Genomic DNA, 13,527 nt, shown 5'->3' on the forward strand with positions numbered 1-13,527 from the left:
CCGGGCCACGACGAGATCGCCGTCGGCCACCGACCGCCATCCCGGATCGTCGTCCCACGGCTCCGAGGCGACGAACACTCCGCCCGCGGTGGACAGCAGCGACAGCGCGTGCGTCCAGGCCGTGGCCACGAGCACCTCGCGCCCCACCAGTAGCAGGTTCAACCGGGAGCCCGGTGCCGCCCGGGCGATCTCACCGGTCACCTCGGCCACCGCCTCGGCCGGGTCGGCACCGCCCCGCAACCGCCGCCGCAACAGCGCCCACACCAGCGCCGAGTCCGTCGGCGCGGCAAGCCCCAGCAGATCGGCTACGGGCAGCGTCGCCGCCAGCCCGGCCACCGACTCCGGCCAGCCGCGCACGACACCGTTGTGGCTGAACAACCAGTCGTCGTCGGCGAACGGCGCACACGCGGACTCGGTCACCGGCATCCCCGGCGTCCCGGACCGCACGGCGGCGACGAAGCCGCCCGCGCGAACGGTCTCGGCCAGCCGGGGCAGCGACTCGTCGGTCCACAACGGAGCGGGACGCCGGTAGCGCACCGGGTACCCGTCGTCGGCGAACCAGCCGAGCCCGAAGCCGTCGGCGTTGACCGTGCCGCCCCCGCGCATGTCCCGCGGCGCGTGCGCCTGCGCCCGCAGCGAGTGCGGGGCCGTCACCAGCGGGCCGGCGGGCGAGACCGGCGCACCGAGGTAACCCAGATGTCTACACACCCGCGCCTGCCTCGTCCGGCCGTAGGTCGCGCGCGCACCGGAACCCGGCGAAGATCTGCCTGCGGATCGGGAAGTCCCAGTTGCGGAACGTGCCGCGGACGGCGACGGCGTCGGTGCCGAACGACCCGCCGCGCAGCACCTTGTGGTCGGACCCGAAGAACACCTCGGAATACTCCCGGTAGGGAAAGGCGACGAAGCCCGGGTAGGCCCGGAAGTCGCTCGCCGTCCACTCCCACACGTCCCCGATCATCTGCTGCGCGCCACAGGGCGAGGCACCGTCCGGGTAGGCACCCACCGGCGCCGGGCGCAGGTGCCGCTGACCGAGGTTCGCGTGCCGCTCGGCCGGCTCGTCGTCGCCCCACGGGAAGCGCAGCGAACGCCCGGTGCGGGGATCGAAGCGGGCTGCCTTCTCCCACTCGGCCTCGGTGGGCAGACGCCGGCCCGCCCAGGCGGCGAAGGCTGCGGCCTCGTGGTACGACACGTGCATCACCGGCTCGTCGGCGGGCACCGGTTCGTCCACTCCGAACCGGCGGCGCCACCACGTCCCGCCCTCGCGGCGCCAGAACCGCGGCGCGGTGATCTCGTGCTCCGCGCGGTAGCGCCAGCCCTCGGCGCTCCACCAGCGCGGGTCCCGGTAGCCGCCCGCGTCGACGAACTCGGCGAAGCGCGCGTTGGTCACCGGTGTGGTGTCGATCGCGAACGGCGCGACGTCGACCTCGTGGGCCGGGCGTTCGTTGTCCAGCGCCCACGGCTCCATCGACGTGCCCATGAGGAACGGGCCGCCCGGCACGACGACCTCGCCGGGCCACGCTGTCGCTCGGCGCGGCGGGGGCGCGGGCGCGCGCAACACGGGTTCGCCGCGCCGGAGCTGGTGCGTGGCCAGCATCGTCTCGTCGTGCTGCTGTTCGTGCTGGGCGATCATGCCGAAGGCGAACGCCGCCCGCGTGAGCGCCCGGCCCTCCAGCGGCGCGCGCTCGAGCACGTCGAGTGCCTTGCTCCGGACCTCGCCCACGTAGGACCGTGCCTCGGCGGGACCCAGCAGGGGCAGCTCCGGCCGCCGTGCCCGGGGGTGCTGGAACGCGTCGTAGAGATCGTCGATGTCCGGGCGCACCGGCTCCCGGCCGCCGACGTCGCGGACCAGCCAGATCTCCTCCTGGCTGCCGATGTGCGCGAGGTCCCACACCAGCGGCGACATCAGCTTCGAGTGCTGCCGGACGAGATCGTCGTCGTCGACGGCGTCGGTGAGCGCGGCGCTGCGCGCGCGGGCGCGGGCCAGTACGTCCGCGGTGTGCGACCGCAGCCGCTCACCGGTCAGCGCGGCGGGCGGGCCGGGCGCCTCCGTGGCGAGCCGTTCCATGGTCACTCCTTCCTGCACTCGCGCACCCGGCGTTGCGCGGCGTGCGCGATGTCGGCGATCGTCTCGGCAGGCAGATCCGTGGTGGCCAGTTCCGCGCAGCCGAGGTCGACCACGCGCCGGGCCACGGCCGCGATGTCCGGATCGGACAGTCCGTGCCGCGCGGCGTCGGCCCAGCGCGTGGCCACCGGCTCACAGATGTCGAGGAGTCTGTCCACCGTGGCCGGCCGGTCCAGCAATGCGACGAGCAGTGCGGCGGGATGCAGCCAGCGTCCCGTCGGTTGCGCGTCGAGGTAGCGGATCTCCAGGTAGCCGTGCGGGCGCACCGGGGTGAACAGCGTGCTCAGGTGGTAGTCCAGGTCGGCCGTGGTGGGCGGGGGCAGCGCGCGGGCCGCGCCACGGCCCTCGACCCAGTCCGCGAAGGTGAGTCCGTCCGGGGCGTCCCACGGGCCCGCCGCGCGGGGCAGGACCATCAGCGGGGTGTCCATGACCCGCCGTGCCCAGGCCGCCGCCGGGTCGGTATCCGGTCCGGCCGCGTAGGTGCGGGCGTTCTCGGTGTCCATCACCGACCGCCAGCGTGCCGAAGCCAGTCCCGTGTCGGCACCCGCGTGTACCCGTGAGTTCGCGAACAGCGCCAGCAGCGCGGGCCCCACCGCGTGCACCGCGGCCCAGCGAGCGGCGGCCTCGCCGCGTTCGCCCACGTCCACGCACACCTGGAGCGCAGCCGTGCTGCACATCATCGTGAGCCCGCCCGGTCCGAGCGGCGCGAACCGCCGCTCCATCGCCGCGTACCGCTCGGTCGTCAGTAGCCGCGCGGGGAGGCGGAACGGGTCGATGGCCGCCGCGCCGAGCCGCAGCCCGTGCGCGGCGAGGAGATCGGTGACGTAGGCGAGGTCCCGTTCGGCGACGGTGGCGAGCTGCCGCAGACCGGTGCGCGGCGGCGTGGAGATTTCGACCTGCCCGCCGGGTTCGAGGCTCAGCGTGGAACCGCCGGGCAGCGGCAGAGCGGGGCTGTCGGGGTGGAGCGTGTGCGGGGTATGCGGGCCGAGTGCGCCGGCGAGGTGGTCGGCGGTGAGCGGGGCGCGGGGATCGGTGGCGTCATGCACGAGGTGCTCGATCTCGACTCCGAGCAGGCTCGGAGGGCCGTGCTTGAAACACACCGAGGCGACGTAGGCCTCGCCCTCGGCGCGGTCGGCGAGCACCGTGGCCGCGACCTCCTCCGGGGTGACCGTGGTGCCGCCGGGGCCCGGCCTGTGCGCGGGTACCGCTCCACACGGTGCCGCACCCGGATCGCGAATCGCGGCCATGGACACAACCTCCCACGCTCGGCGTCGCCGCCTCCCTGGTCCGGACGCTACACGGGGGGTACGACACTTTCGAGGCGCCGAAACACGCGACCGGCCGCCCCGGGCGGGGTGGCCGACGGGTGGCCGATGGGTCGCCGACGGGTGGCTCAGCCCGGCACGGTCTCCGACGCGCCCAGTCCCAGCTCGGCCGCCGCCGCCCGCACCGCGTGGATGACGAGCTGCAACGCGGGCCTGCGCAGGGCGGTGCGCCGGTAGGCCACGGACACGGTGCGCAGCACCGGCGTGGCCAGGGTGACGATGTCCACCCCGGGCGGACGCAGGGTGAGGCCGAGATCGGAGACGAGCGTGATACCCAGTCCCGCCGCCACCATCGCCATCGCCGTGGCCTGCTCCTCGACCTCGTGGGTGATCGTCGGCTCGAACCCGAAGCGCTGGCAGGCCACCCGCACCGCCCTGCCGAAATGGCTGCGCGGGCTCGCCAGGATCCACCGCTGGTCGGCCAGGTCGAGCAGGGACACCGTCCCCGAGGGCGCCGTCGCGGCGGGCACGGCGGCGTAGAGCCGCTCCACCGCCACCGCCGCGCGCTCGAGACCGTTGTCCCACGGCGTGGGCGCGTCGGTGTAGTCGATGACGAACGAGAAGTCGAGCGAGCCGTCCCGCACCGCGTCGGCGGTCTCCTCCGGCGCCAGCTCCCGGGTGCGCACCTCGATGCCGGGGTGCTCGGTGGCCAGCGCGGTGAGCGCGGTCGGCAGCAGGCCCGAGGCCACCGAGGCCCACACGCCCGCGGTCAGGCGCACCGACGTGGTCTCCTGGGCTTCCTCCAACGCCAGGGTCGCCCGTTCGACGGCGTCGAGGATCTGCTCCGCGTGCTCGGTGAGCAGCATGCCGAGCTCGGTGAGCTGGACCCGCCTGCCGAGCCGTTCGAACAACTTCGCGCCCACGTCCCGTTCGAGCTGCGCGAGTTGCTGGGACACGGCCGAGGCGGTGTAGTGCAACGTGGCCGCCGCCGCCGTGATCGTGCCACGGCGGTGCAGCTCCCGGAGCATCCGCAGGCGATGCACCGACAGATCCATGCATCAACCATAAACGGAAACGTGCATGATCCTTAACTGGACGCACACGGCCTCTCACCAGCAATCTGGCACTACCGCACGCGTCACGGGCGTCGCACGACGGGAACCACAACACGGCGGCACGCCGCAGCGGGAACCACAGGACGGCATACACGCCTTAGCGACACAGGGAGGGGCCGAGTGGCTATTCAGCACGCCGACGAACCGCTGCTGCGACTGACGTGGACCGACCGGGTGACCGGTGCCCACGGCTACCTCGTGGTGCACAGCCTCGTGTCCGGACTGGCGACCGGCGGGACGCGGATGCGTGCGGGCTGCACGATGTCCGAGGTGGAGGACCTCGCCCGGGGGATGGCGGCCAAGACCGCCACGTTCGATCTCCCGGTCGGCGGCGCCAAGGGTGGCATCGATTTCGACCCGAAGGACCCGAGGGCTACCGAGGTGCTCCGGCGCTTCTGCGAGGCCATGCGCCCGTGGCTCGACGCGCACTGGGTGACCGCCGAGGACCTCGGCGTGCCGCAGCACATCATCGACGAGGTCTTCGCCGAGCTGGGGCTGGAGCAGTCCTACCACGCGGCCATCCGGCGCTCGGCCGATCCGGCGCGCACGCTGCGCCGCGTCCAGGCCGGGCTCAATGCCCCCGTGCCCGGCGGCCTGCTGCTCGGGGACGTGATCGGCGGTTACGGCGTGGCACAGGCATGCCTGGGGGTCACGGCCGCCTGGAACCGCGCGATCGAGGAGACCACCGTCGCCGTGCAGGGCATCGGCACGATGGGCGGCGGAGCCGCCTGGTACCTGCACGAGGCGGGCATGCGGGTCGTGGCGGTGGCCGACGCGGCGGGCACGCTGTACGACCCGGCCGGACTCGACATCCCGACGCTGCTCCAGGCTCGCGACGCCTACGGTGAGATCGACCGCTCCGCGGTGCCCGACCACGTCCAGCGCCTGCCCCGGCAGGCCGTCGTGGGCACCGAGGCCACCATCCTGGTGCCCGCGGCCATCTCCTACGCGCTCACGCCGGACAACAGCTACGACGTGCGTGCCGAGGTGGTCATCGAGGCGGCCAACGCGGCCACCACGCCGGAGGCGGAGGCCATGCTGGCCGCCCGCGGCGTCCCGGTCATCCCGGACTTCGTCGCCAACGCGGGCGCGGCGGCGTGGGCCTGGTGGCTGCTGTTGGGGCAGGTCGGCGCCGAACCCACCGACTCGTTCCTCAAGCTGCGCGGCGAGATGCAGTCGAAGGTGGCACTGCTGCTCGGCGCGTGGAACACCGACCGGGTACCGCCCCGGCAGACCGCGTGGGAGTTCGTGACCGCCCGCGAGGTCGCCGCGGCCCCGGCGGAGTCGGCGCTGACCATCCCCTGACGGGCGTTTCCCGACCGACCGCCGAAGCGCACGGCCACCGATCGGGGGTGGTCGTGCGCCACTCGGCGCTCGCAGTACGTACGTACGGATTGCGGCAGGGCGGCCGGGGTGTCAAGATCGTGGGATGCCACGGGTCAGCCAGGATCATCTCGAGGCGCGCCGCCGCCAGATTCTCGACGGCGCCCGTGTGTGCTTCACCCGCTACGGATACGAGGGTGCCACGGTCCGCAGGCTGGAGGAAGCCACCGGCCTGTCCCGGGGCGCCATCTTCCACCACTTCCGCGACAAGGAGTCGCTGTTTCTCGCGCTGGCCGAGGACGACGCCGCGCGCATGGCCGACGTCGTGGCCGAGCAGGGGCTGGTGCAGGTCATGCGCGACCTGCTCGCAGGCACCGCCGCCCACCCCGCCGACTGGCTCGGCACGCGCCTCGAGGTCTCCCGCAGGCTGCGGACCGACCACGACTTCCGCGCGCGCTGGGCCGAGCGTTCCCAGCAGCTCACCACCGCGACGCGCAAGCGGCTGGCGTGGCAACGTGAGGCGGGCAATCTCCGCGACGACGTCGGCGTCGACGTGCTGACCGCGTACCTGGAGCTGGTGCTGGAGGGTCTGGTCTCGCACCTGGCGATGGGCCTGCCCGGCGACGACCTCGAACCCGTGCTCGACGTGGTGGAGGAGAGCGTGCGCAGGCACCGTGGCCTCGCGGCGACGTAGGCGAATGCCCGGCGACCCCGACGGTGCCCCGGGAACACGACCGGCACGGTGCGCGTTCGGCATGGTTAAGATAGCGCCACTTCACACGCTCTTGTCCGAGGAGGAGTGACACTTCCCGTGCGCGACGCGCCGTCACCCGGAGACAGTACCGAGCCGGGTGATGAACCCGGCTTGCCCGTCGTGATCGTCCGATCCGTCGGCGGTGCCCGCTGATGGACATTCTGCTCACCGTCGCCGGTGTGTTCTTCGTCATTCTGTTGACCGTGGGGACCGGCATGGCCGTCGCCGCCGAGTTCTCGCTCACCACGCTGGAGCGCAGCACGGTCGAGGCCAACGTCCGCAACGTCGGCGACCGGCGATCCCAGGCCGTGCTCAGGGCCCACCGGACGCTGTCGTTCCAGCTCTCCGGCGCCCAGGTCGCCATCACCCTGACCACGCTGGTCACCGGCTACGTGGCCGAGCCGCTGCTCGGCCGGTTCGTACGGCCCGCCCTGACCGCGCTGGGCCTGTCGGACACGGCCGCGGCGGGCACCTCGCTGGTCGTGTCACTGCTGCTGGCCACGACCCTGTCGATGGTCATCGGCGAGATGGTGCCCAAGAACCTGGCCGTGGCCCGGCCCCTGCCCACCGCGCGGGCGGTCTCCGGGTATCACTCCCGGTTCTCCGCGCTGTTCCGCTGGCTGATCAACCTGATGAACAACAGCGCGAACTGGGTGGTCCGCAAGCTCGGAGTCGAACCGCAGGAGGAACTGCGGTCGGCCCGCTCGCCCCAGGAGCTCGGCTCGATCGTGCGCTCGAGTGCCGAGACCGGCACGATCGACGTCTCGACGGCCGAACTGCTGGACCGCTCGCTGCGCTTCGGCGGCCGGACCGCGGGCGAGCTGATGACACCCCGCGTGCGCCTCGAGGCGCTCCACGTGGACGACACGCTCCCGGACATGGTGGCCCTGACCCGCCGCACCGGATTCTCCCGCTTTCCCGTCTACCGCGAGGACCTCGACGACGTGCAGGGCACCGTGCACGTCAAGCAGGCGTTCACCGTGTCCCCCGACCAGCGGGACAGCACCCCGGTGGCCGCGCTCATGCGGCCGATGCCGACCGTGCCCGAGTCACTGCCCGGTGACGCGGTGCTCGACCGGCTGCGCGACTCGCGTTTCCAGGTGGCGCTGGTGGTTGACGAGTACGGCGGCACCGCGGGCCTGGTCACGCTCGAGGACGTCGTCGAGGAGATCGTCGGCGACGTGCGCGACGAGCACGACCTGCGCGAGGAACCGGCCTCACAGCAGGTGTCGGCGGACCGGTGGGTGGTCTCCGGCCAACTACGCGGCGACGAGGTGCACGACGCCACCGGTTTCCGGATGCCCGACGGCGACTACGAGACCATCGCCGGGCTGTTGCTGGAACGCCTCGGTGAGATCCCCGAGGTCGGCGCCGCGCTCGACATCGACGAGTGGCGGCTCGAAGTGACCGGCATGGACCGGCACCGGATCTCGGAAGTCACCGTGCAGCGCCGGGAGGTGACGCCGTGAACGACTGGCTGTCCATCTCCCTGATCGGCGTGCTGCTGCTGGCCAACGCGTTCTTCGTGGGCGCCGAGTTCGCCCTCATCTCCTCCCGGCGCGACCGGCTCGAGGCCCTGCTCGACCAGGGCGTGTCCCGGGCCCGGATCGTCATCAACGCCACGCGCAACGTCTCCCTGATGCTCGCCGGCGCCCAGCTCGGCATCACCATCTGCTCGCTACTGCTGCTCCAGTTCGGCGAGCCCGCGGTGGCGCACCAGCTGGAGATCGCGGTCACCGCGCTCGGTATCCCGTTGCCGAGCTACGTCGTGCACGTGGTGGCGTTCGCCGTGACGCTGGTGGCGCTGACCGTGCTGCACGTCCTCGTCGGCGAGATGGTGCCGAAGAACCTGGCGATCGCCGAGCCGGAGCGGCTGGCCCTGTGGCTGGTGCCGCCGCACGTGGCGTGGGTGCGCGTGACCAGACCGTTCATTCGCCTGCTCAACGGGATGGCGAACGGGGTACTCAGGCTGGCGGCCGTACAGCCCAAGGACGAGGTCGACACCGGCTACACCTCCGACGAGCTGGCCGCGCTGCTGCGGGAGTCGCGCCGCGAGGGCTTGCTCGAACAGTCCGAGCACCGCCGCCTGTCCCAGACACTGTCGTCGGCGGGCAAGACGGTCTCGGACGTGCTCGTGCCGCTGGACGAGCTGACGACGTTGCCGGCGAATCCCACCATGGGCGATGTGGAACAGGCCGTGTCCGGGACCGGGTTCTCCCGCTTCCCTGTGCGCGCCGATGGCGGACGGCTCGCCGGGTACGTGCACGTCAAGGACGTCCTCGACCAGTTCGGCGGTGATCCCGCTGCGGGCGTCCCCGCCCGCCTGACCCGCAGGCTGACCCACCTTCCGTTGCGCGCGAGGCTGGACGAGGCGCTCTCGGCGATGCGCAGGGAGGGCAGCCACCTGGCGACGGCGGTGAACGCCGAGGGCAGCGACGTCGGTATCGTCGCGCTCGAAGACCTGCTCGAAGAGTATGTCGGCACCGTCCGGGACGGCACGCACGTCACGGGAGAGTCATGACCACGCCCCGCGCCGAGGGCGACCCACCGGAGGCCGCGCCACGGCATCTGTCCGAGGACGAATGGCAGGCCCGTGCGGCCGCGCACACCGAGCGGATGAGCGCGTGGACGGTGCCGCACCAGCGGCGCCGCTCGCGGGGCGAGAAGCACCCGGTCCTGGACTTCCTGTTCACCTACTACTCGCACCCGCCGTCGCACCTGGCCCGATGGCAGCCGGGGCCTGACGTCGTGCTCACCGGGCCCGGAGCACGACGGTTCCTCGAACGTTCCGGCTACCGCGCCGACGACGGGGGTGTCCGCGTCGACGACGCCGCGTTCACCGACCGTCGCGCCCGCACCACGCGGCACTCCCTGACGATGCTGGAGTCCGTCGCGCGCCGCCGTCCCCGGTTCGACTGCTTCGGACTCCACGAGTGGGCCATGGTTTACCGGGCCGACCCCGGCGAGCTGCGTCACGCGCAGGTGCCGCTGCGCCTCGGGGCGGCGGGCACCGACGAGGTCGTGAACACGCTCGACCTGCGCTGCGGACATTTCGACGCGTTCCGCTTCTTCACCGACCAGGCACGCCCGCTGAACCGGTTCGCTCCCACCCGTGCCACCCAGGCCGAACTCGACCAGCCCGGGTGCCTGCACGTGGGCATGGACCTCTACAAATGGGCCTACAAGCTCGGCCCCTTCGTGCCCGCCGAGCTCGTGGCCGACTGCTTCGAACTCGCCGCCGACATTCGCACCCTCGACATGCGGGCCAGCCCCTACGACCTCAGCGGCTACGGCTACGCTCCCGTGCCGATCGAGACGGCCGAAGGCAGGAGCGAGTACGCGCGGGCGCAGGCGTCGTTCACCCGCAGGGCGGAGCCGTTGCGGGCCCGTCTGAGCGACCTGTGCCGCACACTGCTCAGGCGGCACGCGCACAAAACGAACACCGATTCATAACGCACTGTCGCGGGAACACCCTCACATCGTCGCCGCACTCCGCTGGTAGAGTGGTAACGTTTCGATATCACTCACTCTGTGTGACCAGCCTGACCCCAGGGAGGAGGCGACGTATGGGCGGCCACCGCAGCGGAGGCAACCATCGCGCCGGCAGACGGACCGCGGGCACCAGCACGACCACGACGGGATCACACCGTGCCGTCGGCAGGGCCGCCCGGCGCCGGGTCGCGGCGTGGCCCGTGGCGTGCGTGGTGCTGATCGGGCTCCTCGTCGCGGGGTGGTTCGGCTGGAACTGGGCCGACGGCGTCATGGAGAGTCGCGCGGCGGCGCAGGCCACCGACTGCCCCGAGGGTGACGCGGTGGTGCGCGTCGCGGCCGCGCCCGCCCTGGCCGAACCGACGACCACGGCCGCCTCGCGGTGGAACCGGCACCGCACCGTCGTCCGTGACCACTGCGTGCGCATCCACGTGCACACCGCCGACGACGCCGATGTCTTCGCCGTGCTCACCGGCACCGCCGACGCCGCCGGCCTCGGTGGCGCACCCTCGGCCTGGCTCCCCGCCTCCGAGGACTGGGCCGACCGGCTCGCCGAGCGCAGGCCCGACCGCCTCGGGTCCTCCCCGGTCCCCGTCGCCTCCGGCGACGGCGGCGCTCACCCGTACGTTGGCCTCGCGGGCGAGACCGTGGAGGCGGTCCACCAGCACGCCGCCCAGTCCTTCCGCGCGTTTCTGCTCCGGCCCGCACAGCAGGACACGTTCGTGGCGGCGGGATTCGCACCGGCGGCGCAGCGTCCGGACCGGTGAACCAAGCCCGGCCGTATAGGTCGTTATACGGCTAGCGGTGCGAAACACCACACACGCGACCGAGCGCGCGTCTCAGCCCGTGCGACGGGCGTTGCGCCGTTCGGACAGCTCATCCGGCACCGCGGGGTCGATCTCTGCCCCGTCGGCCCGTTCCGCCGGGAACTCGCGCAGCGTCCCGCTGATCTCCTGCATGGCACCGCTGACCGCGATTCCGAACACTCCCTGCCCGCCCTGGAGCAGATCCACGATCTCCTCCGGCGAGGTGCACTCGTACACGGTCGTGCCGTCGGAGAACAAGGTCACCCGCGCCAGGTCCCGCACACCGCGCGCGCGCAGGTGATCGACCGCGCCCCGGATGTTCTGCAACGACACCCCGGTGTCCAGCAGCCGCTTGACGATCTTGAGGACAAGCAGGTCCTTGAACGAGTACAACCGCTGCGAGCCCGAGCCGTGCGCCGTGCGGATACTCGGCAGCACGAGCTTGGTCCGCGCCCAGTAGTCGAGCTGACGGTAGGTGATCCCGGCGATCTGGCAAGCCGCGGGCCCGCGGTAGCCCACCAGCTCGTCCGGCACCGACGAGTCGGGGAACAGCTCTCCCTGCTCGCCTCCGGCGTCACCGACCGCACTGTCCTCGACCACCCGTGCCTCCTCTCGCCCGGCTCGCGCCGGCTGCGAAACAAGACCGCCGACCCCGTTCCCGGAACCGGCCGTTCTCGCCGTCGCGCCAGCCCGCGAGCGCCTCACCAGCGCAATCACACCGACGCGATTCATCTCCCCCGACGGTAGGCCCGCCCGGCGAAGGGGTCAACGCGACGCGCGGACCACCCCACCGCCGGGTTTCCCCCGGCGATTTACTCAGCCGTATTACTATTTACTCATGCCGGTAAACACGCCCGACGAGTTCGCGGCCGGCCTCGGGCTCACCCCCACCGAGGCCGCCCGCCGGACCCAGATCATCGACGCGACGACCGAGGTCGTGGCCGACGAGGGCTACGACCGGGCCTCCTTCGCGCGCATCGTCGCCAGGGCGGGACTGAGCAGCACCCGCATGATCTCGTACCACTTCGCGGGCAAGGCCGAGCTGATGACGGCCACACTGACCGCGCTCGCCGACGAGCACGACCGGTTCGTCGCCGAACGCGTCCCCTCCACCGGCGACCGTGCCGAATCGCTGCGCTGGTCGATCGAGGCGGAGATCGCCTTCCTCGCCGAGCGTTTCCGCCAGTCCCGCGCGCTGACCGAGATCGCGCGGCACGCCCGGGACGGCGACGGCGCGCGCCTCGGCGGCGCCCTGCTCCACGACCTCCGCGTCGGCCGGCTCGAACGGCAACTGCACCAGGGCAGACAGGAGGGCGTCTTCGGCACGTTCGACGTGAAGGTGATGGCCCTGGCGATCCGCCAGGCGATCGACGGTGTCTGCGACCGCCTCGCCGACGAGCCCGGCCTCGACCCGAGGACCTACGCGGCCGAACTGACCAGGCTGTTCGCCCGTGCCACGAGCGCGCCGTGAACGGCGCGCGTGCTCAGGTGTCGGCGCCCCGGAAATCCTCGGGCGAGACCGAGTCGAGGAACTCGCGGAACTTCTCCACCTCGTCCTCCTGCTCGTCCGGGATGACCAGCCCGGCCTCCTCGAGCACCGTGTCCTCGGCGTGGATGGGCACCCCGATCCGCAACGCCAGCGCGACAGAGTCACTCGGGCGGGCGGAGACGCGCACGTCGCCGTCGAAGACCAGCTCGGCGAAGAACGTCCCTTCACTCAGATCAGTGATGATGACCTGCTGAAGTTCCCGGTCCAACGCGCCGATAATGTCCTTGAGCAGGTCGTGGGTCAACGGCCGCGCGGGGCGCACTCCCTGTTGCTCCAACGCGATGGCCGTCGCCTCGACGGAGCCGATCCAGATGGGCAGGTATCGCTCACCGTCGGTTTCCCGCAGCAGCAAGATCGGCTGATTCGCGGGCAACTCGACCCGAACGCCGACGACGCGCATCTCGCTCATCGGGCTTCGCCTCCCTCTCCTGCGCGCGGGCTGCAGCGCTGTCACGAGGATCTCGCATCGACTCTACTCGACGCTACCCGTCATCTGGGCGCTGTGCTCGCTGCGAAACGTCTGTTCGGTACGCGGCTCGTCACTGAACCGCCGGTCCACGGTACGGCTTCGTGCGGGCCGGAGTGCCCGCCGACCTGTGGCGGCACAGACACGACACACCGACGGCAACCGTCACCCACCCGAGTCTACCCGCCGGTCACCCCGCGAATACCACTTTTGACGAGCAGCGTGTGCAGCGTGACCGAGAGTGCGGCGAGTTCGGCGACGAGCTGGTCGCCCCGCGCCCGGGCGTCGGCGTCGCGCTGCCGGTAGACCGGGGTGACGATCTGTTCGAGCAGGCCCACCTCCCGATCGGCCGAGGCCCGGAACGCACGCAGATGCCTCGGCTCGATCCCGTGATCGGTCATCGCCCGCACCGTGCGGGCGATCCGTACCGCGTCGGCGTCGTAGTATCCGGCCGAGTCCGGTCCGAGCAGGCCGTACTGCCGGAGTTCGTCGAGCATCACCGCGTCGATGCCCGCCCGGGCGAGCAGCTCCTGCTCACTCAGGCGCTCGCCGGTGTGCGCGTCGGCGGCGAAGTCGTCGGCCGAGACCACCGGCCGGGGCGCCGTGGCGGACTCCCCGTCGGGCCCCGCGACGGCGAC

Annotated in this window: 13 protein-coding genes and 1 pseudogene; 7 read left to right on the plus strand and 7 right to left on the minus strand. The window is 72.1% G+C overall.

The window, feature by feature from the left end; translation table 11 throughout:
• The 4 genes from egtC to SACSA_RS0100465 form a co-directional block, all read right to left on the minus strand.
• On the minus strand, positions 1-708 hold a 708-nt coding region (egtC, locus tag SACSA_RS0100450; protein ID WP_019812606.1), incomplete at its 3' end, for an ergothioneine biosynthesis protein EgtC.
• Positions 701-2,065 carry an ergothioneine biosynthesis protein EgtB gene (egtB, locus tag SACSA_RS0100455; protein ID WP_019812608.1) on the minus strand — a complete coding sequence of 455 codons (1,365 nt, stop codon included), beginning with the start codon at positions 2,063-2,065 and terminating at the stop codon, positions 701-703. The genes egtC and egtB, both read right to left, overlap by 8 nt.
• Before the next feature lie 2 nt (positions 2,066-2,067).
• Positions 2,068-3,369, minus strand: a complete 1,302-nt coding sequence (locus SACSA_RS0100460) for a glutamate-cysteine ligase family protein (protein ID WP_019812610.1) — start codon at positions 3,367-3,369, stop codon at positions 2,068-2,070.
• Positions 3,370-3,515: 146 nt separating this feature from the next.
• Complete coding sequence (locus SACSA_RS0100465; RefSeq protein ID WP_019812612.1) at positions 3,516-4,442, minus strand: LysR family transcriptional regulator; 927 nt, start codon at positions 4,440-4,442, stop codon at positions 3,516-3,518.
• 180 nt (positions 4,443-4,622) lie between these two features.
• On the opposite strand from SACSA_RS0100465, the gene SACSA_RS0100470 reads away from it, so the two are divergent.
• From SACSA_RS0100470 to SACSA_RS0100495, 6 genes are all read left to right on the plus strand, one after another.
• A complete protein-coding gene (locus SACSA_RS0100470; RefSeq protein WP_019812613.1) occupies positions 4,623-5,807 on the plus strand; it encodes a Glu/Leu/Phe/Val family dehydrogenase in 1,185 nt (394 codons plus the stop codon).
• A 124-nt stretch (positions 5,808-5,931) separates the two neighbouring features.
• Positions 5,932-6,519: a TetR/AcrR family transcriptional regulator gene (locus tag SACSA_RS0100475; RefSeq protein ID WP_019812614.1), complete on the plus strand. Its 588-nt coding sequence runs from the start codon at positions 5,932-5,934 to the stop codon at positions 6,517-6,519.
• Positions 6,520-6,731: 212 nt separating this feature from the next.
• Entirely contained in the window at positions 6,732-8,048 is a 1,317-nt protein-coding gene (locus SACSA_RS0100480) for a hemolysin family protein (protein ID WP_019812615.1), read from the plus strand.
• A complete protein-coding gene (locus tag SACSA_RS0100485) occupies positions 8,045-9,100 on the plus strand; it encodes a hemolysin family protein (protein WP_019812616.1) in 1,056 nt (351 codons plus the stop codon). Before SACSA_RS0100480 ends, SACSA_RS0100485 begins: the two co-directional genes overlap by 4 nt.
• Complete coding sequence (locus tag SACSA_RS0100490; RefSeq protein WP_019812618.1) at positions 9,097-10,032, plus strand: hypothetical protein; 936 nt, start codon at positions 9,097-9,099, stop codon at positions 10,030-10,032. Before SACSA_RS0100485 ends, SACSA_RS0100490 begins: the two co-directional genes overlap by 4 nt.
• 113 nt (positions 10,033-10,145) lie before the next feature.
• Entirely contained in the window at positions 10,146-10,835 is a 690-nt protein-coding gene (locus SACSA_RS0100495; RefSeq protein ID WP_019812620.1) for a substrate-binding domain-containing protein, read from the plus strand.
• 72 nt (positions 10,836-10,907) lie between these two features.
• Here SACSA_RS0100495 and SACSA_RS0100500 read toward each other — a convergent pair whose 3' ends face one another.
• A complete protein-coding gene (locus SACSA_RS0100500; protein WP_019812622.1) occupies positions 10,908-11,474 on the minus strand; it encodes a MerR family transcriptional regulator in 567 nt (188 codons plus the stop codon).
• A gap of 238 nt (positions 11,475-11,712) precedes the next feature.
• On the opposite strand from SACSA_RS0100500, the gene SACSA_RS0100505 reads away from it, so the two are divergent.
• Positions 11,713-12,345 carry a TetR/AcrR family transcriptional regulator gene (locus SACSA_RS0100505; RefSeq protein ID WP_019812624.1) on the plus strand — a complete coding sequence of 211 codons (633 nt, stop codon included), beginning with the start codon at positions 11,713-11,715 and terminating at the stop codon, positions 12,343-12,345.
• Positions 12,346-12,358: 13 nt separating this feature from the next.
• On the opposite strand, the gene SACSA_RS0100510 is transcribed toward SACSA_RS0100505, so the two are convergent.
• Both SACSA_RS0100510 and SACSA_RS20840 read right to left on the minus strand, forming a co-directional pair.
• On the minus strand, positions 12,359-12,832 hold the full coding sequence (locus SACSA_RS0100510; protein ID WP_019812626.1) for a bifunctional nuclease family protein: 474 nt from the start codon (positions 12,830-12,832) through the stop codon (positions 12,359-12,361).
• A gap of 236 nt (positions 12,833-13,068) precedes the next feature.
• Positions 13,069-13,527: pseudogene (locus SACSA_RS20840) on the minus strand (MerR family transcriptional regulator); the annotation flags it as partial.

Origin of the sequence: Saccharomonospora saliphila YIM 90502, from assembly GCF_000383795.1 — a bacterium.
GTDB classification, from domain to species: Bacteria; Actinomycetota; Actinomycetes; order Mycobacteriales; family Pseudonocardiaceae; genus Saccharomonospora; species Saccharomonospora saliphila.